A 25,000-nucleotide genomic window follows, 5' to 3' on the forward strand; every position below is an offset into this window, starting at 1 on the left:
GCCAGGCTCAGAATTACTTCTTGGCCTTGACCTTGGCACCGCGCTGACGCTGAGCCTCGAACAGGCACACGCCCGTCGCCACCGACACATTGAGACTGCTGACGCTACCAGCCATCGGCAGGTGCACCAGGTAGTCACAATGCTCACGGGTCAGGCGGCGCATGCCTTTGCCTTCGGCCCCCATGATCAGGATGGTTGGGCCGGTGAGGTCCTGGTCATAGATACTGACCTCGGCCTCCCCTGCCGTGCCCACGACCCAAAGGCCGCGCTGCTGGAGCTTCTCCAGGGTTCGCGCAAGGTTGGTCACGGCCACCAGCGGAATCACTTCCGCAGCGCCACAGGCGACTTTACGCACGACCGGGGTCAAGGTTGCCGACTTGTCCTTGGGCACGATCACCGCCAGCGCACCGGCCGCATCCGCTGAACGCAGGCAGGCACCGAGGTTGTGCGGATCGGTTACGCCGTCCAGCACCAGCAACAACGGAGCGCCTTCAGTACGGTCGAGCAGCTCGTCGAGCATCGCCTCGCCCCAGACCTGGCTTGGACTTACATCCGCAACCACGCCTTGGTGAACGCCTTCGACCCACACGTCCATCTCACGACGCTCGGCCTGGCCGATGGCAACTTTATTCTGGTTGGCCAACTCGACCAGCGCCTGTACGCGCGGCTCGCTGCGACCTTCCGCCAGCCAAACCTGCTTGACGCGCTTGGGATGGTGACGCAGCAGTGCTTCTACGGCGTGCACGCCGTAGATTTTTTCCAGACTCATGGCTTGGCCTTAGGTTTGCGCGACCCGCCGCTTTTCGAGGGGGCCGAACCCGCTTTAGGCGGGCCTTTACGGTGTTTACTGGGTTTGCTCGACGGTTTTTCCGCCCCTTGGGACTTTCCCCCAGACGCCGCTTTACCACCGCTTTTGGCTTCATTGAGCAACTGCTGCTTCAATTCACGGCTTTTGCGCAGTTCGGCGTTTTTCGCCGCAGCATCGCTTGGGCGGTAAGCCTCGGGCACTTTGTCCTTGGCTGCAGGACGGCGCCCGGCCTTGGCTGGAGCGGGCTCTGCCACTGCCGCTTTCGCGGGAGCGCCTTTGCCTTTGCTGGCAGGCGCAGTCGTCTCGTTGCCACGCTTTTTACGGCCAGTTGGCGATTCGGCGGGCTTGTCAGGCATGCCAAAGTCGATCTTGCGCTCGTCGAGATCGACGCGCATGACCTGCACTTCCACGGTATCGCCCAAACGGAAGCTGCGACCGGTACGCTCACCCGCCAGGCGGTGATGCACAGGATCGAAGTGGTAGTAGTCACCCGGCAAGGCGGTGACGTGCACCAGGCCTTCGACATAGATGTCGGTCAGTTCGACAAACAGACCAAAGCCGGTCACGGCCGTGATCACACCTGGGAACGACTCGCCCACGCGATCCTTCATGAACTCGCACTTGAGCCAGTTCACCACGTCGCGCGTGGCTTCGTCGGCGCGGCGTTCGCTCATGGAGCACTGCTCGCCCAACTGTTCCAGGGCCGCTTCGTCGTACGGATAGATCCGTGCCTTCGGAATGGTCATGGCACCGGCACGCTTGACGTGCGGGGTGTTCTGCTTGGAATGGATCACGCTGCGGATTGCACGGTGCGTGAGCAAGTCCGGATAACGGCGAATCGGCGAGGTGAAGTGGGTGTACGCCTCGTAATTCAGGCCGAAGTGACCCTGGTTGTCGGCGCTGTACACCGCCTGGCTCAGGGAGCGCAGCATCACGGTCTGGATCACATGGTAATCGGGACGGTCCTTGATGCTGGCCAGCAGCGCCTGGTAGTCCTTCGGCGTCGGGCCGTCCTTGCCTTTATGCAGGGACAGGCCCAGCTCGCCGAGGAAAGCGCGCAGTTTTTCCAGACGCTCCGGCGGCGGGCCGTCGTGCACGCGGTACAGCGCAGGGATCTCGTGCTTCTTCAGGAATTCAGCCGTGGCCACGTTGGCCGCCAGCATGCATTCCTCGATCAGCTTGTGCGCATCGTTACGGGTAGTCGGGGTGATTGCGGCGATCTTGCGCTCGGAACCGAAGACAATTCGGGTTTCCTGCGTTTCAAAATCGATCGCGCCACGCACATGACGGGCCCCCAGCAGCACCTTGTAAAGTGCATAGAGCTGTTTGAGATGCGGCACGACATGGCCGTACTCACCACGCAAGGCCTTGGCCTCGCTGGTTTTCGGCTGTTCCAGGATAGTGCTGACCTTGTTGTAGGTCAGGCGGGCCTGGGAGTGGATCACCGCCTCGTAGAACTGATAGTCGGTCATTTCGCCGGTTTTCGAGATAGTCATCTCGCACACCATGGCCAAACGGTCGACTAGAGGGTTCAGGGAGCACAGGCCGTTGGACAGCTGCTCAGGCAGCATCGGGATCACGCGCTCAGGGAAGTACACGGAGTTGCCGCGCACCTGGGCTTCGTTATCCAGGGCCGAACCGATCTTCACGTAGCTGGACACGTCGGCAATCGCGACGAACAACTTCCAGCCGCCGGAGAACAGGCGCAGTTTTCCAGGCCGGGCTTCGCAATAGACCGCATCGTCGAAGTCGCGGGCGTCTTCACCATCGATGGTGACGAACGGTAGATGGCGCAGGTCGATGCGCTTTTCTTTGTCTTTCTCTTCGACTTCCGGCTTGAGCTTGGCGGCTTCCTTGAGCACAGCTTCAGGCCAGACGTGAGGAATATCGTAGGTGCGCAGCGCAACGTCGATTTCCATGCCCGGCGCCATGTAGTTGCCGACCACTTCAACGATATCGCCTTGCGGCTGGAAGCGCGCAGTGGGCCAGTGGGTGATTTTCACCTCGACGAACTGACCGACCTTGGCGGCACCATTGCGCCCCGGGGTAATCAGCACTTCCTGCTGGACCTTAGGGTTATCCGGCACAACGAAGCCGATACCGCCCTCTTCGAAGTAGCGGCCGACGATGGACTCGTGGGCACGGGACACCACTTCGACGATCACCCCTTCACGGCGACCGCGACGGTCCAGGCCGGAAACACGCGCCAAGGCACGGTCGCCATCGAACACCAGGCGCATTTGCGCAGGGCTCATAAACAGGTCGTCGCTGCCGTCATCCGGGATCAGGAAGCCGAAGCCGTCACGATGACCGGCAATGCGGCCGAGGATCAGGTCGAGCTTGTCCACAGGCGCGTAGGTGCCACGACGGGTGTAGATCAGTTGAGCATCGCGCTCCATGGCACGCAAACGGCGGCGCAGGGCTTCGAGCTGGTCTTCGGTGGTCAGACCGAATTCTTCGACCAACTGCTCACGGCTAGCAGGCGAACCCCGATCGGCGAGATGCGCCAGGATCAGTTCGCGGCTAGGGATAGGGTTTTCATATTTTTCCGCTTCACGAGCGGCCTCGGGATCGAGGGACTGCCAATCGGCCATTAGAGAGTTTTCACCTTGTCTATATGCGGGTTAGTTTGGCATACGCGTATTGAAACGGGAAATTTCAGGCATCAACAAGCGTTTAAAAGCCCTTTGCGCCCCTCGGAAAGCACCTTGCACGACCACTGGTGACATTTTCCAGGTTTTTTTTGATAGCGGGGGTTTACAGCCAAAAATCCTCTCCGTATAGTGCGCGCCATCGACGACGGCAACGTTGTTGATGCTGCCCAGGTGGTGAAATTGGTAGACACGCCAGCTTCAGGTGCTGGTGATCGCAAGGTCGTGGAAGTTCGAGTCTTCTCCTGGGCACCAATTTCAAACTCAAGATTTCAACCTTGAGTCTCCAAAAACCCGCGAAAGCGGGTTTTTGCGTTTCAGGCCTTTGATTTTTAACGAGAATTTTGATTTATATTTTTCGAATCAGGGGTTTACAGATCAAAAAGCCCGCCGTATAGTTCGCCCCATCAACAGCGGCAACGCTGCTTGAGAATGCCCAGGTGGTGAAATTGGTAGACACGCCAGCTTCAGGTGCTGGTGATCGCAAGGTCGTGGAAGTTCGAGTCTTCTCCTGGGCACCAAATTCAGATCAAACCCGCGAAAGCGGGTTTTTTCGTTTCCGGGGTTTGAAAACTTCCCCAGCTATTTGCCCCTCATCCGCACTTGAGAAGTTTTATCGTTTATCCTTGCAATGATTTGTTGCACACAAGCGAGGAAAACCCTGGATGATGATCCGCGATACCCGTCTCAAAACATCCCTTCTGCGTGGCATGACCCTCACTCTACTCGGACTGGCCCTGCTTTCGCCTGCCGCCTATTGCGCCGATAAAGTCTCCCTGACCCTGTACAACGGCCAACACAAAGAGGTCGGCGATGAACTCGCCAAGGCCTTCGAAGCCAAGACCGGCATTCACGTCAACGTACGCAAAGGCAGCAGCAACCAGCTGGCCAGCCAGGTCGTGGAAGAAGGTGACCGCTCCCCTGCCGACGTGATTTACACCGAAGAATCGCCGCCACTGAACAAACTCGGCGAACAAGGCCTGCTGGCCAAGATCGATGCCAGCACCCTGAATGTACTGCCCAAGGACTATGTCGGCAGCAACGGCGACTGGATGGGCGTGACCGCACGCACCCGCGTCGTGGCCTTCAACCCGAAACTGATCGCCGAAAAAGACCTGCCCAAATCGGTTCTGGATTTCGCCGGCCCCGAGTGGCAAGGCAAGGTCGGCTTTGTACCAACCAGCGGTGCCTTCCAGGAACAAGCCGTGGCAATCATCAAGCTGCACGGTCGCGAAGCCGCCGAAGAATGGCTGACCGGCCTGCGCGCATTCGGCAAGGTATACAGCAACAACATGGTTGCCCTCAAAGCCGTGGAAAATGGCGAAGTCGCCACCGTACTGGTCAACAACTACTACTGGTTTGCCCTGAAGAAGGAAAAAACCAACCTGGACTCCCAGCTGCACCACTTCACCGATGGCGATGCCGGCGGCCTGATCACGGTCTCCTCGGCGGCGGCACTGAAATCCAGCAAGCACCCCAAAGAGGCCCAGCAACTGCTGGCATTCATGGCCAGCGAAGAAGGCCAGCGTGTAATCACCAACACCTCGGCCGAATACCCGCTGCGCAAGGGCATGCAATCCAATCGTGGCCTCAAGCCTTTCAGCGAACTGCAACCGCCGAAAGTCACCCCGGCTGACTTGGGTAACGCCGAAGAAGCCCTCGAGCTGGAACGTGACGTTGGCCTGAACTGATGAACCCATCGCCACCCGCCCCCGCGCTACGCGGGGGGTTCAGCCCACGGCGCAAGCGCCCGTCGATCTGGCTGTTGCTGCCCGTACTGCTCCTGGTGGGCTTGAGCCTGTTGCCGCTGGCCTACGTCGGGCTCAAAGCCTGGCAAGCGGGCTGGGCGCAGGCGCTGCATCTGCTATGGCGGCCCTACGTCTTTGGCTTATTGCGCAATACCCTCGCCTTGATGGTCGGGGTAACGCTGGCGTGTGGTGTGATCGGCTTGTCCCTGGCCTGGCTGCTGGAGCGCAGCAACTTGCCAGGGCGACGCATCTGGGGCGTGATTCTGTGCCTGCCGTTTGCGGTACCGGCGTTTGTCAGCAGCTTCACCTGGGTGTCGCTGAGCGCCAACTTCGAAGGACTCGGCGGGGCGATCCTGGTCATGACCCTGTCCAAGTACCCGCTGGTGTTCCTACCGGTGGCGGCGACCCTGCGCAATCTGGACCCGTCCCTGGAGGAATCAGCCCGCACCCTGGGGCTCAATCGCTGGGGAGTATTCTTTCGCATTACCCTGCCCCTGCTGTGGCCGTCCCTGCTGGCCGGGGCGCTGTTGATCGCGTTGCATATGCTGGTGGAATTCGGCGCACTGTCGATCATCGGCCTGCAGACCTTTACCACGGCGATCTACCAGCAGTTCGAACTGGAGTTCAGCAATGCCAACGCCGCGATGTTATCGGCGGTGCTGCTGGTGATGTGCCTCACCCTGCTGTGGCTGGAGCTGCGCGTGCGCGGCAAGGGCCGACACGTACGCATCGGCCAAGGGGCTGCGCGGCATGCCGAACAGGTTCGCCTGGGCAGGTGGGCGCTCTTGGGCCAAGTCTATTGCCTTGCGCTGGCAATCATCGGCAGCGGCATTCCCCTGGGCATGCTGGGTTACTGGCTGGCGGTGGGCTCGTCGGCGGCGTTCCCGGTGGCCGAGATCAGTGAGGCGCTGCTATCGTCCCTGGCGTTGTCGCTGGGTGGCGCGGCGCTGTGCCTGGTGCTGGCGGTGCCGGTGGGGTTGCTGGTGGTGCGCTACAAGGGCCAACTGGCGATCTGGGCCGAACGCCTGCCGTACTTGCTGCACGCCCTGCCCGGCCTGGTGATTGCGCTGACCCTGGTGTATTTCGCCCTGCATTACGTGCCAGTGCTGTACCAGACGTCAGCGCTGTTGCTGATTGCCTATGCGCTACTGTTTTTGCCGCTGGCCCAGGCGCCGGTTCGTACCGCCTTGAACAAAGCCGCGCCACAACTGGAAGAAGCCGCGCGCACACTGGGCGCGTCATCGTTCAGCGCGTTTTGCCGGGTAACCTTGCCGATTATCTTCCCGGCATTGGGCGCGGCGTTTGCGCTGGTGTTCCTGGACGCAATGAAGGAATTGACGGCGACGCTGCTGCTCAGCCCAACCGGGCTGAATACCTTGGCGACGGCGGTGTGGGCGCATACCTCGAATGTGGAATTCGCGGCGGCGGCGCCTTATGCGGCGCTGTTGATATTGGTGTCGGGGTTGCCGGTGTATTTGCTGACGACACGGATGTATCTGAGTCGCTGAAACCGCTATCTGGGCAAGCCCCCTCCCACATTTGAATGCATTTCAACCCGTGGGAGGGGGCCAGTCCAGGCGAGGCTAAGCCCGAAACTGCCCCAGGCTCGCCTTCAACTGCGCCGCCAAACCATCCAGCACCTTACCACTGGCCGTCGTCTCCACCACCGCCTGCGCCGCACGTTCGGCCTGGGCATGGATCACCTCGACCCGCCCCCGCACTGCATGGGCACCCTGGGCCTGATGCTCGGCTGCGCGCGTGGCCAGGCCGATCGCGGCATGCACCTGCTCCACCGAAGCCTGCACGGTCTGCTGCAAGCGCACGCTGTCGCGCAGCACCAGCAACCCTTCGCTGGCCTGGCGCCCGGCCTTGCCGATGGTTTCTACCGCCTCACGCGCGCCCTGCTGCAGCGCCACGATATGCGCCTGGATATCGCCGGTAGAGCTTTGGGTCTTGCTGGCCAGCGCCCGCACCTCATCCGCCACCACGGCGAAGCCACGGCCCGTCTCACCGGCGCGTGCCGCTTCGATCGCGGCGTTCAGGGCAAGCAGGTTGGTTTGCTCGGCAATGCCGTGAATCACGGTCAGCACCACCTCGATCTGCTCACTTTGCTGCGCCAGTCGCTCGATCACCTTGGACCCCGCCTCGACCTGCCCCGCCAGTGCCTCAATCAGGCTCCCCACTTCAGCCGAGGTACGCGCGTTCTCATCGGTGGCCTGACGAATATCCACCACCTGCTGCAACGCTGCCTGCATCGCATGGCTCTCGGCCTGGGCTTCATCAGCCATTTGCGAGAGTGCGCGCAAGCTCTCGGCCACCTCATCACGCTGCAGGCCGGCGGCCGCATCGGCACCGGCATTGCGCAAGGTCATGGCACCGATCTCCACACCGGTCCGCTGAGCCACATCACCCGCCTCACGCACGATGGGCTGCAACTTATCCACAAAGCGATTGACCGCCGAGGCCATGTCGCCGATTTCGTCCTGGCTATTGATCTGCACGCGCTTGGTCAGGTCGCCCTCGCCCGCCGCCAGGTCATCCATGGCCGCAATCAGCAACTTCAGGCGATTGACCACACGGCGCCCAAGCACCACGGCGATCAGCAGCAACACGCCAAAGCCAACCCCTGCGAGCCCCATGCCGATGCGCCAGCGCAAGGTGCCGGCGGCTTCCTGCACAGCGCTGGTGGTATTGGCGGTCATTTGGGTGGCGGTGGTTTGCGCCGATTGCAGGCGCGCGCCCATGGCAGTCGCGCTGTCTGCTGCCGCCCCTTTGAGGCTATCGCCGACCAACTGATCGCCGCTGGCAATCAAGGCGGCAAAACGCTTGTCCAACGCCTGCAGGTCGGCTTCTACCGATGCCGTCGAAACCCCCATGCGCACTTTGCCAATCTCGACACCATTGGGGCTGATGGACGCTTCGACGTAGTACACAGAAGGGTCGGTCTTGGCCGCATCCAGCACTTTATCCAGCGCGCGATCACCTGCGCCCTTTGCCAGCAACACCTGGTTGATCGGGTTTTCGCGGTTCAGGTAGCGAGTCAAATGCTCACCGGCGGCGTCGTCGTAGACCACGAACAACACGTTGGGATTGCGTTGGGCACGCCGGGCAAACTCAGACAACGTGGGCACATCACTGTCCCACATGGCGCGGGGCGCCACCGAGGCCAGCAGTTGCGCCATATCATTGGCGGAGTCTTGCAGGTCTTTTTCCAGGGTCGCCCGCAATTGCTTCTGTTCTGCCTGCAGGCGCTCGGAAAGCCCGGCGGTCAGACGCTGACGGGTACTGCTGGACAAGCTGTCCAGGCTGGATGTGACTTCCTTGCCGGCCTGCGCCAGTTCGCCAGAGAGCTTCTGACTATCGACGCCCAGGCGACTGCCCAAATCAGCTTCAAGTGCCGTGACCGTGCTCCGGGTCAGAGCAACCGCCACCAGCACTTGCACCAAAAGAGCGATACCTAGGGTAACGAACACCGGCCGCAACAGACGGCTTTGTAACAATGAGAGAACGGCAGACATCGGGAATCCCTCCACCACGGGTGCCATTAATTTGATAGCACCGCGAAAGAAAGAAACACAGCAAGGGTCGTGCCGCTTGGAGAACTGAAACGACAAAGGGCTCCCGAAGGAGCCCTTTGCTTTTTACATCAATAACTTATTAAGCGAACGGATGACGCAAAACGATGGTTTCGTTGCGGTCCGGGCCCGTCGAAATAATGTCGATCGGTGCGCCGATCAGCTCTTCAACGCGCTTGATGTAGGCTCGAGCGTTGGCTGGCAGCTCTTCCAGGGTCTTGGCACCCACGGTCGATTCGGCCCAGCCTGGCACCTCTTCGTACACAGGCTGCAGGCCCACGTAGCTGTCAGCATCAGTCGGAGCAACGTCCTGACCCTCTGCATCTTTGTAGCCGACGCAGATGTTGATGGTTTCCAGGCCGTCGAGCACGTCCAGCTTGGTCAGGCAGATGCCCGAGATGCTGTTCACATCGATAGCACGACGCAGGATAACGGCGTCGAACCAACCACAACGACGGGCACGGCCGGTGGTCGCACCGAACTCGTGACCTTGCTTCGCCAGGTGCGCCCCTACTGCGTCGAACAGTTCAGTCGGGAATGGACCCGAACCTACGCGAGTGGTGTAAGCCTTGGTGATGCCCAGGATGTAGTCCAGGAACATAGGGCCAACACCCGAACCGGTGGCAACGCCGCCAGCGGTGGTGTTGGAGCTGGTCACGTACGGGTAGGTACCATGGTCGATGTCCAGCAGCGAACCTTGGGCACCTTCGAACATGATGTCTTTGCCCGCGCGACGCAGGTCATGCAACTCGGCAGTCACGTCCAGCATCAGCGGCTTGAGCAGCTCCGCGTATTCCTTGCATTCGGCCAGGGTCTTGTCGAATTCGATGGCCGGCTCTTTGTAGTAACCCACCAGCATGAAGTTGTGGTAATCCACCAGTTCACGCAGCTTGTCTTCAAAACGCGGCATATTGAGCAGGTCGCCCACACGCAGGCCACGACGTGCAACTTTGTCTTCGTAGGCCGGGCCGATGCCGCGACCGGTAGTACCGATCTTCAGCTCGCCACGGGCCTTTTCACGAGCCTGGTCCAGCGCTACGTGGAAAGACAGGATCAGCGGGCAAGAAGGGCTGATACGCAGGCGCTCGCGCACTGGCACGCCTTTCTCTTCCAGCTTGGTGATCTCGCGCAGCAAGGCGTCCGGTGCAACCACCACGCCGTTGCCAATCAGGCACTGCACGCCTTCGCGCAGTACGCCCGATGGGATCAGGTGCAAGACGGTTTTTTCGCCATCGATGACCAGGGTGTGGCCAGCATTGTGGCCGCCTTGGTAGCGCACTACGGCGGCAGCATGTTCGGTCAGCAGATCAACGATCTTGCCTTTGCCCTCATCACCCCATTGGGTGCCCAGGACTACGACATTCTTACCCATAACACTTGTCCTCATTCGCGCAAACTTGGTGCCGGCGATGGCCGGCAGGAAAACTCAAGAAGCCAGTGGCGATACTTGCCAAAGCCCGTTCTGCAGAATCAATTGCCGGTCGCAGTCCGCTTCACGGGCGGCGGCCAATGGCTGCCCAGGCAAGGCCTGAACGACACGCTGACCCTCACTGCGCAACTGGCAAACCTGCTGCCAGAGTGCTGCGTCCGTACTGTCGGGCATCCAAATGCCACCAGACGGCAGCTCGACCTCAGCACGCCCCAGGGTCACCAGGGTTTTCAAATCAGTGGAAAAGCCAGTGGCCGGACGCGCACGACCGAAGTCGGCGCCGATGTCGTCGTAGCGACCACCCTGGGCGATGGCCTGGCCAACACCCGGCACAAACACCGCGAACACCACGCCGGTGTGGTAGTGATAGCCACGCAACTCGCCCAGATCAAAGTACAACGGCACCTGCGGGAACCGCGCCGACAGCTGGTCGGCAATGGCGACCACATCATCCAGCGCAGCCAATACCGGCGCTGGCGCATGGGCCAGGCGTTCACGCGCAGCCGCCAGTACTTCACGGCCGCCGCACAGGCCAACCAGCGCACGCAGCATGCCGGCCAGATCGGCAGGCACACCCTCGGTGAGGGCGATGACTTCATCGATGGCCTTGCGCTGCAGGGCATCGAACAACTGTTGCTCGACTTCGCCGGACAAACCGGCGGCACGGGCCAGGCCACGATAGATGCCGACGTGCCCCAGGTCCATGTGGACATCCGGCACGTCAGCCAGTTGCAACATGGCCAGCATCAAGCTGATCACTTCCACGTCACTGCTCGGGCTGGCGTCGCCATACAACTCGGCGCCCAACTGGATCGGGCTACGGGAAGACGACAAGGCACGCGGTTGAGCATGCAGCACGCTGCCGGCGTAGCACAGGCGGCTCGGGCCTTCGCGGCGCAGGGTGTGCGCATCGATGCGCGCCACTTGCGGCGTGATGTCGGCACGAAAGCCCATCTGCCGGCCCGATTGCGGATCGATAACCTTGAAGGTGCGCAGATCCAAGTCCTGGCCCGCGCCGGTCAGCAGGGATTCCAGGTACTCGATATGGGGGGTCACGACAAACTCGTAACCCCAGCTCTGGAACAGATCCAACACCTGGCGACGCGCTACTTCAATGCGCGCAGCTTCTGGTGGCAGTACTTCTTCGATGCCATCTGGCAGCAGCCAGCGGTCTACCGTTGCCATTACGCCATTCCCCTATGATCCGGGCGGCCAGCCCTCGGCCGAGCCTTGAGTGAAGCAGAAAATACACGCCCCCTGCATAAACCACGCGCAAGAGCGACGTGACGAACGACCTGCAAGCGGCCTCGTCAGGCACTTTCCTCGAAAAACCTGTCACGCCTGCCGAATCAAACATGCAGACGCAAAAAAGCCGGGAATTTCCCGGCTGCCGCATCATACACCCGTTTTCTGAAAGGATCACCCCGCCAGGCGTTTTAGCCGCCCGACGGAAGTGAGCCCTGCAGAATCACAGGCTGGTTACTTGGACTTTTCCAGGTAGCGGAAGAAGTCGCTGCTTGGGTCCAGCACCATGACGTCGGTTTTGTTCGCGAAGCTTTCACGGTAGGCACGCAGGCTGCGGTAGAACGCGTAGAACTCCTGGTCCTGGCCGTAAGCCTTGGCGTAGATCGCCGCCGCTTGAGCATCGCCATCACCACGGGCCTCTTCAGACTCACGATAGGCCTCTGCCAATAGTACGCGACGCTGACGGTCGGCATCCGCACGGATACCTTCAGCCAACTCGTTACCCTTGGCACGGTGCTCACGAGCCTCACGCTCACGCTCTGTGCTCATCCGCTCGAACACGCTGCGGTTGACTTCCTTCGGCAGGTCGATGGCCTTGACCCGAACATCGACAACTTCAATGCCCAGCTCTTTTTCTGCCATCGTGTTCAGCGAACGGGTGATATCCGCCATCAGCGCATCACGTTCACCGGATACCACCTCGTGCAGGGTGCGTTTACCAAACTGGTCACGCAGGCCCGATTCCAGGCGGCGCGACAAACGCTCGTCGGCAATCTGCTTGAGGCCGGAGGTCGCGGTGTAGAAGCGCTCGGCATCCTTGACGCGCCACTTGGCGTAGGCGTCTACCATCACGGCTTTCTTTTCCAGGGTCAGGAAGCGCTGTGTGGGAGCATCCAGGGTCATCAGGCGCGCGTCGAACTTGCGCACCTGATTGACGTAGGGGACTTTCACATGCAGGCCCGGCTGGACATCCGCCTGAACCACGCGACCGAATTGCAGCAGCACCGCACGCTCGGTCTGAGCCACGATGTAGAAGCAGTTCCAGGCAGCGATGACCACGACGACGCCCACAATCAGGGCGGTCAGCGATTTATTGCTCATCAACGACTCTCCCTGGTACGTGTTTGCTGTTGCAGCAAGTCAGCGGCCGCACGGGCGCTCGCTTCGTTGGCAGCAGCATTGGAACCGGTGGACGGCGCGCTGGTGCTACTACGACCACCTTCGATCATCTTGTCCAGCGGCAGGTACAGCAGGTTGTTCTGCCCACCCTTGCTGCCGGTCACGAGAACCTTGCTGGTGTTGCTGAAGACTTCCTGCATGGTGTCCAGGTACAGACGTTCACGCGTGACTTCCGGGGCCTTGCGGTACTCGGCGACCAGCTTGGTAAAGCGATCCGCCTCACCCTTGGCACGGGAGACCACTTCGTCGCGGTAACCGTTCGCATCCTCGAGGATGCGCTGGGCCTGACCGCGAGCTTCCGGCACGACGCCGTTGGCGTAGGTTTCAGCCTGGTTGCGCGAACGCTGCTCGTCTTCACGGGCGCGGATCACGTCATCAAAGGCTTCCTGCACTTCGCGCGGTGCCGCTGCGCTCTGTACGTTCACCTGGGTCACGGTGATACCGGTGCGATAGGTGTCGAGGAACCGTTGCAGGCGCTCCTTGATCTCGCTGGCCATCAATTCACGACCTTCGGTCAGCACCTGGTCCATGGCGGTCGAACCCACCACGTGGCGCAGCGCGCTTTCGGTCGCGTGTTGCAGGCTGATTTCCGGCTGATCAACGTTCAGCACGAAGTCCTGCAGGTTGCTGATCTTGTACTGCACGGTCAGCGGCACTTCGACGATGTTCTCGTCTTCGGTCAGCATCTGGCCCTGCTTGGTGTAGGCACGCTCACGCGTGACGTTCTCCATGTACTTCTTGTCGATCGGCGGGAAGTAGATGTTCAGGCCAGGGCCGACTGTCTCGTAGTACTTGCCGAAACGCAGCACCACGGCCTGTTCCTGCTCGTCCACCACGTAGACCGCGCTGTACAGCCATACGGCCGCCAGCACGACAAGACCCAGGCCCAGCAGGCCGTAGCCGCCACCCTTGCTTGGGCGACCGCCTTCGTCACCACCACGTTTTTTCCCACCACCGAACAACCCATTCAGGCTTTCCTGCAGCTTTCGGAAGGCCTCGTCGAGATCCGGTGGCCCCTTGCGGTCGCCATTATTGCGGCGCTTTCCACCCCAAGGATCCTGATTATTCGAGTTGCCACCCGGCTCATTCCAAGCCATAGCGCTCTCCATCTGATAAAGCAAAGACGCACCCACGGCGCGCCGACCAATGCTACAGAATGCCTGCTACCGCGGCACAACCGCTTTCTCAGGCTTTTATTGCAAAGTGTGTTGTTCGATGAACTCGGTCGGTACGACACCCTCGCGGCTGACCAGCCGATTGAGTTCCGAGCGCGGCAATCGAACGGCCAGCAAGCTGACCCCTTCTTCGTCGTGTTCTTCTTTCTGTACCGCGCCCAATTCGAAAAACTGTGCACGCAGTCGAGCAAAACGTTGCGGCAAGCGCAAGGTGCCGACAAACAAATCGTTGCCCAGCAACTCGGCAATGGCTTGTTCAAGCAATTCCAGGCCACTGCCATCACGTGCCGACAGCCAGACCCGCTGGGGCTTGCCATCTTCATCGCGTTGGATTTGTGGCTCAACGCCTTCAAGCAAATCGAGTTTGTTATAGACCTCGAGGATCGGCAAGTCCTGGGCGCCAATCTCGCCCAGCACTACCATCACCTGTTCAATCTGCAGCATGCGATCCGGTTCGGCCGCATCGATCACGTGCAACAACAGGTCGGAATTGCTCGATTCCTCGAGCGTAGACCGAAATGCCTCGACCAGCTTGTGGGGCAGGTGACGAATGAAACCCACGGTATCGGCCAGGACAATCGGCCCCAGGTCAGCCAATTCCAGGCGACGCAGGGTCGGGTCGAGGGTCGCGAACAGTTGGTCGGCCGCGTACACGTCCGATTTCGTCACGTTGTTGAACAGCGTGGATTTACCGGCGTTGGTATAGCCCACCAGGGAAACGGTAGGGATATCGGCCCGAGAACGGCCACGTCGCGACTGCTCGCGCTGGCTGCGGACTTTTTCCAGCCGGCCCTTGATCTGGCGCAGGCGAACCCGCAACAGACGCCGGTCGGTTTCGAGCTGGGTCTCACCCGGGCCACGCATGCCGATACCGCCACCCTGGCGCTCAAGGTGAGTCCAGCCACGCACCAGTCGGGTACTCATGTGATCAAGCTGGGCCAGTTCAACCTGGAGCTTGCCTTCATGGGTACGGGCGCGTTGGGCGAAAATATCGAGGATCAGGCCGGTGCGGTCGATCACGCGACACTCGAAGACACGTTCGAGGTTACGTTCCTGACTGGGCGTGAGGATGTGATTGAAGATCACCAGATCGGCTTCTTGAGCATGGACCAGGTCGCGCAGTTCCTCGACCTTGCCGCTGCCAATCAGGAATTTGGCGGTTGGCCGATGACGCGGCACGTTAAAAAACGCAACGGTCTCGGCGCCGGCCGAATTTGCCAACTCCTGAAACTCCTGCGGATCTTCGCGCGCCTCAGGGTCCTGTCCATCCAAGTGAACGAGGATCACTCGTTCACCACCACCGTGGCGCTCAAAGAACAAAGGAGACTCCTATCAGGCGTTACCTGGCTCAGCGTCAGCTGCATCATCACCCGCTGCGCTAGGCAGACGGATTGGACGAACTGGAACCACTGTCGAGATAGCGTGCTTGTAAACCATCTGGCTGACGGTGTTTTTCAGCAGGATCACGAACTGGTCAAACGACTCGATCGTGCCTTGCAGCTTGATACCGTTGACCAGATAGATGGAAACCCCCACTTTCTCTTTACGTAAAGTATTCAAGTAAGGGTCTTGTAGCGAATGCCCTTTTGACATGTGCCGCACTCCTTTAAGGATCAATAATAAAAAATCGGAAAATAGATAGCTTATGGCCGTCACACCCCCAAGGATAGACGGCAATTGCAAGGACTCAGCTCAATATGGAGACCGTTCCCAGGTATTTCAAGGCGCGTGACAGATTGTCGCTATCCAGGCTGTCCAACCAGTGCAAATCGCTCCAGCTGCGCAGCCAGGTGAACTGGCGCTTCGCCAATTGGCGCGTGGCAATGATGCCGCGCTCCTGCATCTCAGCTGACGTCAGCTTGCCATCCAGATGATCCCAGACTTGGCGGTAGCCTACAGCACGTATCGAAGGCAACCCTGGATGCAGGTCACCTCTTGAACGCAGTGCTACGACCTCCTCCACAAACCCCTGTTCCAACATAATTGTGAATCTTTGTGCAATTCGTTCATGCAGCACCTGGCGATTTGCCGGAGCGATGGCCAGATTCGCCACAGTATAGGGCAATTGTGACTGCCCCGATGCGCCTGCGTCAGCACTTTGCGCAGATTGTCGCTGCCGATGCTCGGTCATGGTCTGGCCGCTCACACGCCAGACTTCCAGGGCCCGACTGAGCCGCTGAGGGTCATTGGGGTGAATACGAGCGGCGGACACCGGATCGACAGCCGCCAACTGATCATGCAGGGCTTGCCAGCCAAGGCGTGCAGCCTGCTCCTCAAGCTCCGCGCGCACCTGGGCGTCGGCGGGCGGCATATCGGCCAACCCTTCCTGCAATGCCTTGTAGTAGAGCATCGTGCCGCCCACCAGCAGTGGGATATTGCCGCGCGCAGTGATATCGGCCATCGCCACCAGCGCATCAGCGCGAAAATCCGCGGCGGAATAGCTCTCGGCCGGGTCAATGATGTCGATCAATCGGTGCGGATATTGCGCCAGCATCTGCTTGGAAGGCTTGGCGGTGCCGATGTCCATGCCCCGATAAACCAGCGCAGAGTCAACACTGATCAGCTCGCAGGGCAGCACCTTGGTCAGCTCGATGGCCAGGTCGGTCTTGCCTGCGGCCGTCGGGCCCATCAGGAAGATCGCGGGGGGCAAGGCACTCATCAACGACCGCGCAAGAACAGTTTGTCCAGGTCGTCCAGGCCCATCTGGGTCCAGGTCGGTCGGCCATGATTGCACTGGCCGCTGCGCTCGGTATTTTCCATGTCGCGCAGCAGGCCGTTCATTTCCGGCAAGGCCAGGCGGCGATTGGCGCGGATAGCGCCGTGGCAGGCCATGGTGCCGAGCAGTTCGTTGATGTGTGCCTGGATACGATCACTGGTGCCGTACTCCATCAGGTCTGCCAGTACATCGGCTACCAGCCGGTTGGCCTCGGCCTGCTTGAGCAGCGCGGGAATCTGGCGGATCGCCAGGGTTTCCGGGCCCAGGCGCTGCAATTCGAAGCCCAGTTTCTGGAACACGCCGTGGTGTTCTTCGGCGCAATCGGCCTCGCGCTGGCTGACTGCCAGAGACTCCGGCACCAACAGCGGCTGGCCACTGAGGCCTTCGCTGGCCATGGCGATCTTCAAGCGTTCGTACATGATCCGCTCATGGGCGGCGTGCATGTCGACCAGCACCAGGCCATGGGCATTTTCCGCGAGGATGTAGATGCCTTTGAGCTGTGCCAATGCGTAGCCCAGCGGAGGAATATCCCCTCCGCCTTCCGGCAAGGCGACCGCACCAGGCTCAGCACCCGGCAGCGGCGCAAAGAACTCACGGTAGGCCGCCTGGGCCTCGGCCACCGGCACGGCCGATTGCGGACGTGGGGTGTATTGATACTGGTATCCCGCCCCGGAACCGGAACCCGGTGCCGAATAAGTCGGCTGCGGTTGCGGCGATTGCAACAGGTTACCCGCCAGGCTCATTTCCTCCTGGGGGCCGAACTCACCGGCTTGCGGGCCGCTGGGCCGGACCACCGCCGTGACAATCGGTGCCGACAACTGGTCATCCGGGCGCACATCGCCCAGGGCGCGGTGCAAGGTGCCGTAGAGGAAGTCATGCACCATGCGGCCGTCACGGAAACGCACTTCGTGTTTAGTCGGATGCACATTGACGTCGACCACCGCAGGGTCGACCTCGAAAAACAGCACAAAGGTCGGGTGCCGCCCATTGAACAGCACATCGCGATAGGCCTGGCGCACCGCGTGGGCCACCAGTTTGTCGCGTACGGCCCGACCGTTCACAAAGAAATACTGCAAGTCCGCCTGGCTGCGGGAGAAGGTCGGCAACCCCACCCAACCCCACAGGCGCAGGCCATTGCGTTCGATTTCAATCGGCAAAGCCTGCTCCAGGAACCCCGCGCCGCACACCGCCGCTACCCGGCGAGCACGTGCAGCGTCGTCATTGGCTTCGTGCAGGCTGAGGATGGTCTTGCCGTTGTGACGCAAATGAAACGCCACGTCGAAACGCGCTAGGGCCAGGCGCTTGATGACTTCTTGCAGGTGATCGAATTCGGTTTTTTCAGCCTTGAGGAATTTGCGCCGCGCCGGAGTGTTGAAGAACAGGTCGCGCACCTCTACCGAAGTGCCCACCGGGTGCGCCGCCGGCTGGACCCGAGGCGCCATGTCGCGGCCTTCGGTTTCCACCTGCCAGGCCTGGTCGGCGCTGCGGGTGCGGGAAGTCAGGGTCAGGCGGGCCACGGAGCTGATGGAGGCCAGGGCCTCACCGCGAAAGCCCAGGCTCATCACCCGTTCAAGGTCTTCCAGGTCACGAATCTTGCTGGTGGCGTGACGGGCCAGGGCCAGCGGCAGGTCGTCCGCGGAGATACCGCTGCCATCGTCGCGAACCCGCAGCAGCTTGACACCGCCCTGCTCCACGTCGACATCGATGCGCTTGGCGCCGGAATCGATGCTGTTTTCCAGCAGTTCCTTGATAACCGAGGCGGGCCGCTCGACCACCTCACCCGCGGCAATCTGGTTGGCAAGGCGCGGGCTGAGCAGCTCGATGCGCGATCCGCTGTGCAAGATTGATTCACTCATTACTGTGCCGCCAATTCAGTGCCAGGGATGGTCAACACCTGGCCGACTTTCAACTCATCGGTCTTCAGGTTGTTGGCGCTGCGCAAGGTCGCGGCCGACACCTGGAAGCGGACAGCCAGCATGGCCAGGGTGTCGCCAGGCTGCACGCGATGGTCACGCGGGCCCTGGGCGATTTTCCCGGAGTCGCGCAGCCAGGCGATGTAGGTGCCCGGTGGCGGGTTCTGCTGGAAGAACTGACGCACGCCGGCACTGATGGAGCGTGCCAACGCCTGCTGGTGGCTGGCGCTGGCCAGCTTGGAGGCTTCGTTGGAGTTGGAGATGAACCCGGTTTCCACCAGGATCGATGGAATATCCGGCGACTTCAGCACCATGAACCCGGCTTGCTCCACACGCTGCTTGTGCAGCGAGGTCACGCGGCCGATGTTGCTCAGGACTTTCTGGCCGACGTTCAGGCTGGAAGTCAATGAAGCGGTCATCGACAGGTCGAGCAGCACACCGGCGAGCATCTTGTCCTTGTCATCGAGGGACACGTTGCCGGCCCCACCGATCAAGTCGGAGCGGTTCTCACTATCGGCCAGCCAGCGGGCGGTCTCGGAGGTGGCGCCGCGATCCGACAGGGCAAACACCGAGGCGCCGAAGGCGGCAGCCGAAGGTGCGGCATCGGCGTGGATCGACACGAACAGGTCGGCGCCTTTCTTGCGGGCGATTTCGGTACGACCGCGCAGCGGGATGAAGTAGTCGCCGGTACGGGTCAGCTCGGCGCGATAGCCTTTCATGCCGTTGACCTGGCGCTGCAACTCGCGGGCGATAGCCAGTACCACGTCTTTTTCATGCTGGCCGCGTGAACCGGAGGCGCCCGGGTCTTCACCGCCATGGCCGGCATCGATCACGACAATAATGTCGCGCTTGCCCGCCGGGGCAGGAGGTGGCGGTGGCAATTTAACCTGTGGTTGCGACGGATTGACCGGCACCGCCGGCACGGTCGCCACGCTCGGCGTCGGCGCAGGCGGCGGTGCAGCATCGGCGGCATTGTCGAACAGGTCGACCACCAGCCGGTTGCCGTACTGGGCGTTGGGTGCCAGGGAGAAGCTTTTCGGGGTCACGACCTTTTTCAGGTCGATCACTACACGCAGGTCGGTCGGCGTACGCTGGGCCGAGCGCATGGCGGTAATCGGCGTATTGGCGGTGGAGACTTTCAACGGCGCGGCCAGGGTCGCACCGTTGATATCGATCACCAGGCGATCAGGCGCCGTCAGGGTAAAGACGCTGTGCTGGACAGGGCCAGACAGGTCGAACACCAGTCGCGTGTTATCCGGCGCTCGCCACAGGCGAACACTCTTCACCTGTGAAGCAGCCAGAGCATTGACAGTCATTGCCGCAAGCAACACCCCTACGACAGCAACCAACGCGCGAAAGCGCATACCTAACCCCACCAATTATTTGAATTCCAATGCCAGAGCGGCGCACCACGACTCACCGCGCGCGCTCTGGGGCAACAACTTCAGCAGACGTCCATGCTCATGCGGCGTAATGGTAATGGTCAGGTCCGGCTTTGGCAAAAAGCCTGTGCCTTTATCTGGCCACTCGATCAGGCACAACGCATCTTCGTCGAAGTAGTCACGGATGCCCATGTACTCCAGCTCTTCAGGGTCCACCAGGCGATAGAGATCGAAGTGGAAGGCTCTTATCGCCCCGATCTCATAAGGTTCGACCAGGGTAAAGGTCGGACTTTTCACCGCCCCCTGGTGGCCCAACCCGCGAATAATCCCCCGGGACAGCGTGGTCTTGCCCGCCCCCAGGTCACCTTCGAGAAAGATCAGCCCCGCGCCTTTCGTGACCCGTGCTAGGCAATGGCCGAACTGCACCATGGCCTCTTCATCGGCCAGGAAACGGTTTACTTCAGGCACGGCGACTGCTCCTCCAACAATTGACGAATGGCAGGTATCAGGTCACTGGCAGCCAACCCGCGACCCAAGGTGCCCTGGCGATCTCCCGCCGTCGCGTGCAACCACACGGCCAGGCAACTGGCGTCAAAGGCTGGCATCCCCTGGGCAAGCAGTGCGCCCACCAGGCCGGCCAACACATCGCCGAGCCCGGCCGTCGCCATGGCCGGGTGGCCCTGGTCACACCGGGAAACGCGCCCATCCGGGCTGGCGATCAAACTGCCAGCCCCCTTGAGGATAGCCACTGCATTGAATTTCTGACTCAACGCGCGCGCCACCTTAAGACGATCCGCCTGAACCTCGGCTGTCGATATCCCCAACAAACGCGCCGCTTCGCCGGGATGCGGGGTGATCACGCAGTCAGCCGGAAGCGCTACGCGGCCGGTCGCCAGCTGATTCAAGGCATCGGCATCCCAGACTTGTGGCTGTTTGGCGTTGGCGGCGACCGATAACAGGCTTTTGCCCCAGGCGGCACCGCCCAGGCCCGGACCAATGACGATGACCGAGATTTTTTCCAGCAAGCCCATCAGTTGGTTGGCCGAACTCACCCCAACGGTCATGACTTCCGGCAAGCGCGCCAAGGCAGCCGGCACATGCTCGACGCGAGTCGCCAGGGAAACCATGCCGGCACCGCTGCGCAAGGCGCTTTCGCTGCTCAGCAACGCGGCGCCGCCAAAGCCGTGGTCGCCACCGATGACCAGCAGGTGGCCGAACTGGCCCTTATGGGCGTCCGGAGAACGTGCAGCCAGTTGCGGCAAATGGCCGGGCAACAGGGGCTGAACGTCGGTTATTGCGTGTTTTGTCTGCGGCATGCGTCTTCAAGCTCCGATGTCTGGCAGAATTATACCCATCTAACCCGTGGTTTCCCGTGTCTCATGCCTGCTATTACCTACGACCTGCCCGCCCTCGCCCAATCGATCAAAGACTGGGGCCGCGAGCTGGGCTTCCAACAAGTCGGCATCAGCGGCCTTGACCTGGCCGAGCATGAACAACACCTGCAACGCTGGCTCGACGCGGGTTACCACGGCGAGATGGAGTACATGGGCGCCCATGGCAGCAAGCGATCCCACCCGGACGAACTGGTGCCCGGCACCTTGCGCGTGGTCTCGCTACGCATGGATTACCTGCCCGGCGAGACCCAGATGGCACAACTGCTGGCCAAACCGGAAAAAGCCTACATCTCGCGCTACGCCCTCGGCCGCGACTACCACAAGCTGATCCGCAAACGCGTCCAACAATTGGCTGACCGTATTCAGGCACAGATCGGCCCATTTGGCTTTCGCGCCTTTGTCGACAGCGCACCGGTGCTGGAAAAAGCCATCGCCGAACAGGCTGGCCTGGGCTGGATCGGCAAAAATACCCTGGTACTCAATCGCAAGGCCGGCAGTTATTTCTTCCTGAGCGAACTGTTTGTCGACCTGCCATTGCCGGTTGATCCGCCGCACAGCACCGAACACTGCGGCCGCTGCACCGCGTGCCTGGACATCTGCCCCACCAACGCCTTCGTCGGCCCTTACGTGCTGGATGCCCGGCGCTGCATTTCCTACCTGACCATCGAACTCAAGAGCGCCATCCCAGAAGACTTGCGCCCACTGATCGGCAACCGGGTATTCGGCTGCGATGATTGTCAGATCGTTTGCCCGTGGAATCGTTTCGCGCGCCCCACCACAGAGGGCGATTTCAAGCCACGGCATAATCTGGACAACGCAGAGCTGGCCGAACTGTTCATGTGGGACGAGGACACATTCCTGAGCAGCACCGAAGGTTCACCGTTGCGCCGCGCCGGCTATGAGCGCTGGCTGCGCAACCTGGCGGTGGGCCTGGGCAATGCGCCGTCGAGCATTCCGGTGCTGGAAGCCTTGAAGGCGCGCCGCGATTACCCCTCGGAGCTGGTGCGTGAACATGTGGAGTGGGCACTCAAGCAGCACGCCGAGCGTCAATGCACGTCGTCGTTATAGACGAACTTGGGCATTTCCCAGTGAAAACGGATGGCCAGCAACCGCAGCAGAAAGCCGCTGAACAACGTCAGCAGAATCGCTTGTTCACTGGGCAGCTCCAGGTAGAGGCACAGCAGGTAGAACCAAGCGGCGAGGAACGACACACTGGCGTACAGCTCGCGGCGAAAGATAAGCGGGATATCGTTGCAGAAGATATCCCGCAGAATGCCGCCAAAAACCCCGGTGATCACGCCGCTGACTGAAGCCACCAACATGCCGTGGCCCATTTCCAGGGCGGTCATGCAGCCGATCAGGGTGAAGGCCACCAGCCCCACCGCATCCAGCGCCAGGAACAGCGACCGCAGGTGGCGCATCAGCGGCGCGATAAAGATCGTCACCAACGCGGCAATCGAGGTCAGCACCAGGTACTCCGGGTGCTTGACCCACGTCAGCGGGTAGTGACCGAGCAATACATCGCGCACCGAACCGCCACCCAGCGCCGTCACACAGGCGATCAGCACCACACCAAACCAATCCATGCCGCGCCGACCGGCAGACAAGGCGCCGGTCATGGCTTCGGCAGTAATGGCAATGAGGTAGAGCATCAGCAACATGAGGGCGATCCTTGCAAAGAGGCCGGCAGTCTAATCATTTGCTGATGGCACCAAAAGGGGGCACTTGGCGATAAATCGAGTTGCCTGCCATCGGGGGCGAGCCCCTCCCGCTCCTGACCGAGTCGCCATGACGAACGCGGAACGATTGTGGGAGCAGGCGCCCGCGAAGGCGCCGGTTCTTCAAGCCTTGATGAAATGCTTGCGGTAATGCTGCAGCTCGGCGATCGACTCGCGAATATCATCCAGCGCCAGGTGGGTGCTGCCTTTATGGAAGCTGTCTTTGACCTCCGGCGCCCAGCGTGCCGCCAGCTCCTTAAGGGTCGACACATCCAGGTTGCGGTAGTGGAAGTAGCTTTCCAGCGCCTTCATATGGGTATAAAGGAAGCGACGGTCCTGACAGATACTATTGCCGCAGATCGGCGACTTGCCCTTCGGCACCCACTGCTCCAGGAAAGCGATGGTTTCGGCCTCAGCCTCCGCCATGCTGATGCGGCTGTCACGCACGCGCTGGGTCAGGCCCGAGTTGCCGTGGGTACGAGTATTCCACTCGTCCATGGTGGCGAGTACGGCATCGCTGTGGTGGATGGCGATCACCGGACCTTCGGCCAAGGTGTTGAGGTTGCTGTCGGTGACAATGGTCGCCATCTCGATGATGACGTCGGTGTCGGGGTTCAGACCGGTCATTTCCAGATCGATCCAAATCAGGTTTTGTGGGTTTTGCATGGCTTGATTCTCTTGGCACCTTGGCGTAGCTGCGCAGTTTAGCAGGCAGGGGCGTGCTAGACTCGCGACCGTTTTACCCAACCTTCGCATTATCGACACGGAACACCAATGGCCAAACGCCAGCTCAATCGTCGCCAAAACTGGCGCATCGAAAAGATTCAAGGTGAACGCGCCGCTCGCGCCGCCAAACGTGAATCCTCCGCCGTGGAAGCGCTCGAGGGCGGCGACCTGGGCCCCGAACAAACCGGCCTGGTGATCGCACACTTTGGTGTGCAGGTCGAAGTCGAGGCGCTGGAGGGCGAATTCGCAGGTTCGGTTTCCCGTTGCCACCTGCGCGCCAACCTGCCGGCACTGGTCACTGGCGACAAAGTGGTCTGGCGTGCCGGCAACCAGGGTATCGGCGTGATCGTCGCCCAGTTGCCACGTACCACCGAATTGCGTCGCCCCGACAGCCGTGGCCAGCTCAAACCGGTAGCGGCCAACGTCGACATGATCGTGATCGTGTTCGCGCCGCTGCCCGAGCCTCATGCCAACCTGATCGACCGCTACCTGGTGGCGGCCGAACATGCCGGCATTCGTCCGTTGCTGCTGCTGAACAAATTCGACCTGATCGACGAGCAGAACGCTCCGGCGCTCAATGCGTTGCTGGCGGTCTACCGCACCCTGGGTTACCCGGTGCTGGAAGTCTCGGCGCATCACGGCAACGGCATGGAACAGCTGCAACAGCAGCTGAATGGGCGTATCAGCGTGTTTGTCGGCCAGTCCGGCGTGGGCAAGTCGTCGCTGGTCAACAGCCTGCTACCGGAAGTCGACACCCGTGTCGGCCCGCTGTCGGAACTGTCCGGCCAGGGCACCCACACCACCACCACCGCGCGATTGTTCCACTTCCCCGGCGGCGGTGAGCTGATCGACTCCCCAGGTATTCGAGAATTCGGCCTCGGCCACGTCAGCCGCAGCGATGTAGAAGCCGGCTTTATCGAATTCAACGACCTGATCGGCACTTGCCGCTTCCGCGATTGCAAACACGACCGCGAGCCCGGTTGCGCCTTGCTCAAGGCGCTGGAGGATGGCCGCGTGCAGCAGCAGCGGATGAACAGCTATCGGTCGATTATTGCGAGCTTGCCCGAAAGCAGTTACTAGACCACCCCACGCAATATCTGGCGAGCAAGCCTGTCGTGGCGAGCGGGCTTGCCCCGCGTTGGGTTGCGAAGCGGCCCCAATCAATCGGAATGCGGAGTATCAGGCACTCCTCTGCGGCGGGTTCTGGGGCTGCTTCGCAGCCCAACGCGGGGCAAGCCCGCTCGCCACAGTTACAGTGTTCCGCCTTAACTGACAGGCATCAGGGCACGCCCGCATCCCACAACAAGCCCGCACCCTCCCCCACAACAGGCTCGCTCACCA

The 25,000-nt window shown here is 61.1% G+C and carries 20 protein-coding genes and 2 tRNA genes; 6 read left to right on the top strand and 16 right to left on the bottom strand.

What is annotated here, in order from left to right:
* Positions 1-13: 13 nt before the first annotated feature.
* On the bottom strand, positions 14-769 hold the full coding sequence (rlmB, locus tag QU606_RS03980) for a 23S rRNA (guanosine(2251)-2'-O)-methyltransferase RlmB (RefSeq protein ID WP_024073089.1): 756 nt from the start codon (positions 767-769) through the stop codon (positions 14-16).
* A complete protein-coding gene (gene rnr / locus QU606_RS03985) occupies positions 766-3,402 on the bottom strand; it encodes a ribonuclease R (RefSeq protein WP_024073088.1) in 2,637 nt (878 codons plus the stop codon). The genes rlmB and rnr overlap by 4 nt, the downstream gene beginning before the upstream one ends.
* A gap of 225 nt (positions 3,403-3,627) precedes the next feature.
* Between rnr and QU606_RS03990 the strand changes: the two genes are divergently transcribed.
* From QU606_RS03990 to QU606_RS04005, 4 genes are all read left to right on the top strand, one after another.
* Positions 3,628-3,714, top strand: a tRNA-Leu gene (locus QU606_RS03990).
* A 179-nt stretch (positions 3,715-3,893) separates the two neighbouring features.
* A tRNA-Leu gene (locus QU606_RS03995) sits at positions 3,894-3,980 on the top strand.
* 144 nt (positions 3,981-4,124) lie between these two features.
* Positions 4,125-5,150, top strand: a complete 1,026-nt coding sequence (locus QU606_RS04000) for an iron ABC transporter substrate-binding protein (protein ID WP_304998131.1) — start codon at positions 4,125-4,127, stop codon at positions 5,148-5,150.
* A complete protein-coding gene (locus tag QU606_RS04005; protein ID WP_069075153.1) occupies positions 5,150-6,715 on the top strand; it encodes an iron ABC transporter permease in 1,566 nt (521 codons plus the stop codon). Before QU606_RS04000 ends, QU606_RS04005 begins: the two co-directional genes overlap by 1 nt.
* A gap of 75 nt (positions 6,716-6,790) precedes the next feature.
* On the opposite strand, the gene QU606_RS04010 is transcribed toward QU606_RS04005, so the two are convergent.
* The 12 genes from QU606_RS04010 to QU606_RS04065 all read right to left on the bottom strand — a co-directional run bounded on the left by QU606_RS04010 (position 6,791) and on the right by QU606_RS04065 (position 21,137).
* On the bottom strand, positions 6,791-8,725 hold the full coding sequence (locus QU606_RS04010) for a methyl-accepting chemotaxis protein (RefSeq protein WP_024073085.1): 1,935 nt from the start codon (positions 8,723-8,725) through the stop codon (positions 6,791-6,793).
* Positions 8,726-8,864: 139 nt separating this feature from the next.
* The gene (locus QU606_RS04015; protein ID WP_024073084.1) at positions 8,865-10,154 is read right to left on the bottom strand and encodes an adenylosuccinate synthase; all 1,290 of its coding nucleotides are present in this window, start codon (positions 10,152-10,154) and stop codon (positions 8,865-8,867) included.
* Between the two features lie 54 nt (positions 10,155-10,208).
* A complete protein-coding gene (locus QU606_RS04020; protein WP_024073083.1) occupies positions 10,209-11,396 on the bottom strand; it encodes an ATP phosphoribosyltransferase regulatory subunit in 1,188 nt (395 codons plus the stop codon).
* A 294-nt stretch (positions 11,397-11,690) separates the two neighbouring features.
* Entirely contained in the window at positions 11,691-12,557 is an 867-nt protein-coding gene (gene hflC / locus QU606_RS04025; RefSeq protein ID WP_010213607.1) for a protease modulator HflC, read from the bottom strand.
* Positions 12,557-13,732: an FtsH protease activity modulator HflK gene (hflK, locus tag QU606_RS04030; RefSeq protein WP_024073082.1), complete on the bottom strand. Its 1,176-nt coding sequence runs from the start codon at positions 13,730-13,732 to the stop codon at positions 12,557-12,559. The genes hflC and hflK overlap by 1 nt, the downstream gene beginning before the upstream one ends.
* A gap of 96 nt (positions 13,733-13,828) precedes the next feature.
* Positions 13,829-15,130 (bottom strand): ribosome rescue GTPase HflX, encoded by a 1,302-nt coding sequence (hflX, locus tag QU606_RS04035; protein ID WP_024073081.1) that lies wholly within the window; start codon positions 15,128-15,130, stop codon positions 13,829-13,831.
* Positions 15,131-15,142: 12 nt separating this feature from the next.
* Positions 15,143-15,403 (bottom strand): RNA chaperone Hfq, encoded by a 261-nt coding sequence (gene hfq, locus QU606_RS04040; protein WP_003171355.1) that lies wholly within the window; start codon positions 15,401-15,403, stop codon positions 15,143-15,145.
* 94 nt (positions 15,404-15,497) lie between these two features.
* Complete coding sequence (miaA, locus tag QU606_RS04045) at positions 15,498-16,469, bottom strand: tRNA (adenosine(37)-N6)-dimethylallyltransferase MiaA (RefSeq protein ID WP_024073080.1); 972 nt, start codon at positions 16,467-16,469, stop codon at positions 15,498-15,500.
* Positions 16,469-18,382, bottom strand: a complete 1,914-nt coding sequence (gene mutL, locus QU606_RS04050) for a DNA mismatch repair endonuclease MutL (protein WP_024073079.1) — start codon at positions 18,380-18,382, stop codon at positions 16,469-16,471. The genes miaA and mutL overlap by 1 nt, the downstream gene beginning before the upstream one ends.
* Positions 18,382-19,803: an N-acetylmuramoyl-L-alanine amidase gene (locus tag QU606_RS04055; protein ID WP_034105712.1), complete on the bottom strand. Its 1,422-nt coding sequence runs from the start codon at positions 19,801-19,803 to the stop codon at positions 18,382-18,384. The genes mutL and QU606_RS04055 overlap by 1 nt, the downstream gene beginning before the upstream one ends.
* A 15-nt stretch (positions 19,804-19,818) precedes the next feature.
* Complete coding sequence (gene tsaE, locus QU606_RS04060; protein ID WP_102624986.1) at positions 19,819-20,289, bottom strand: tRNA (adenosine(37)-N6)-threonylcarbamoyltransferase complex ATPase subunit type 1 TsaE; 471 nt, start codon at positions 20,287-20,289, stop codon at positions 19,819-19,821.
* Positions 20,277-21,137 (bottom strand): NAD(P)H-hydrate dehydratase, encoded by an 861-nt coding sequence (locus QU606_RS04065; RefSeq protein WP_024073076.1) that lies wholly within the window; start codon positions 21,135-21,137, stop codon positions 20,277-20,279. The genes tsaE and QU606_RS04065 overlap by 13 nt, the downstream gene beginning before the upstream one ends.
* Positions 21,138-21,200: 63 nt before the next feature.
* Between QU606_RS04065 and queG the strand changes: the two genes are divergently transcribed.
* Entirely contained in the window at positions 21,201-22,283 is a 1,083-nt protein-coding gene (gene queG, locus QU606_RS04070; RefSeq protein WP_069075150.1) for a tRNA epoxyqueuosine(34) reductase QueG, read from the top strand.
* On the opposite strand, the gene QU606_RS04075 is transcribed toward queG, so the two are convergent.
* Together QU606_RS04075 and orn are read right to left on the bottom strand one after the other, a co-directional pair.
* Positions 22,262-22,876 (bottom strand): trimeric intracellular cation channel family protein, encoded by a 615-nt coding sequence (locus tag QU606_RS04075; protein WP_069075149.1) that lies wholly within the window; start codon positions 22,874-22,876, stop codon positions 22,262-22,264. The two genes, queG and QU606_RS04075, sit on opposite strands and share 22 nt — an antisense overlap.
* A gap of 180 nt (positions 22,877-23,056) precedes the next feature.
* The gene (gene orn, locus QU606_RS04080) at positions 23,057-23,599 is read right to left on the bottom strand and encodes an oligoribonuclease (protein WP_024073074.1); all 543 of its coding nucleotides are present in this window, start codon (positions 23,597-23,599) and stop codon (positions 23,057-23,059) included.
* Positions 23,600-23,707: 108 nt separating this feature from the next.
* On the opposite strand from orn, the gene rsgA reads away from it, so the two are divergent.
* Positions 23,708-24,739, top strand: coding sequence for a small ribosomal subunit biogenesis GTPase RsgA (gene rsgA / locus QU606_RS04085; RefSeq protein WP_024073073.1), 1,032 nt, complete (start codon positions 23,708-23,710; stop codon positions 24,737-24,739).
* Positions 24,740-25,000: the final 261 nt, after the last annotated feature.

The sequence above is a fragment of the Pseudomonas sp. OVF7 genome, from assembly GCF_030644265.1.
In the GTDB taxonomy this organism is placed as follows: Bacteria; Pseudomonadota; Gammaproteobacteria; order Pseudomonadales; family Pseudomonadaceae; genus Aquipseudomonas; species Aquipseudomonas gorinensis.

Coding starts and splice junctions, on each gene's coding strand:
- rlmB (WP_024073089.1), bottom strand. CDS start 769: ATGAGTCTGGAAAAAATCTACGGCGTGCACGCCGTAGAAGCACTGCTG.
- rnr (WP_024073088.1), bottom strand. CDS start 3,402: ATGGCCGATTGGCAGTCCCTCGATCCCGAGGCCGCTCGTGAAGCGGAA.
- QU606_RS04000 (WP_304998131.1), top strand. CDS start 4,125: ATGATGATCCGCGATACCCGTCTCAAAACATCCCTTCTGCGTGGCATG.
- QU606_RS04005 (WP_069075153.1), top strand. CDS start 5,150: ATGAACCCATCGCCACCCGCCCCCGCGCTACGCGGGGGGTTCAGCCCA.
- QU606_RS04010 (WP_024073085.1), bottom strand. CDS start 8,725: ATGTCTGCCGTTCTCTCATTGTTACAAAGCCGTCTGTTGCGGCCGGTG.
- QU606_RS04015 (WP_024073084.1), bottom strand. CDS start 10,154: ATGGGTAAGAATGTCGTAGTCCTGGGCACCCAATGGGGTGATGAGGGC.
- QU606_RS04020 (WP_024073083.1), bottom strand. CDS start 11,396: ATGGCAACGGTAGACCGCTGGCTGCTGCCAGATGGCATCGAAGAAGTA.
- hflC (WP_010213607.1), bottom strand. CDS start 12,557: ATGAGCAATAAATCGCTGACCGCCCTGATTGTGGGCGTCGTCGTGGTC.
- hflK (WP_024073082.1), bottom strand. CDS start 13,732: ATGGCTTGGAATGAGCCGGGTGGCAACTCGAATAATCAGGATCCTTGG.
- hfq (WP_003171355.1), bottom strand. CDS start 15,403: ATGTCAAAAGGGCATTCGCTACAAGACCCTTACTTGAATACTTTACGT.
- miaA (WP_024073080.1), bottom strand. CDS start 16,469: ATGAGTGCCTTGCCCCCCGCGATCTTCCTGATGGGCCCGACGGCCGCA.
- mutL (WP_024073079.1), bottom strand. CDS start 18,382: ATGAGTGAATCAATCTTGCACAGCGGATCGCGCATCGAGCTGCTCAGC.
- QU606_RS04055 (WP_034105712.1), bottom strand. CDS start 19,803: ATGCGCTTTCGCGCGTTGGTTGCTGTCGTAGGGGTGTTGCTTGCGGCA.
- QU606_RS04065 (WP_024073076.1), bottom strand. CDS start 21,137: ATGCCGCAGACAAAACACGCAATAACCGACGTTCAGCCCCTGTTGCCC.
- queG (WP_069075150.1), top strand. CDS start 21,201: ATGCCTGCTATTACCTACGACCTGCCCGCCCTCGCCCAATCGATCAAA.
- QU606_RS04075 (WP_069075149.1), bottom strand. CDS start 22,876: ATGTTGCTGATGCTCTACCTCATTGCCATTACTGCCGAAGCCATGACC.
- orn (WP_024073074.1), bottom strand. CDS start 23,599: ATGCAAAACCCACAAAACCTGATTTGGATCGATCTGGAAATGACCGGT.
- rsgA (WP_024073073.1), top strand. CDS start 23,708: ATGGCCAAACGCCAGCTCAATCGTCGCCAAAACTGGCGCATCGAAAAG.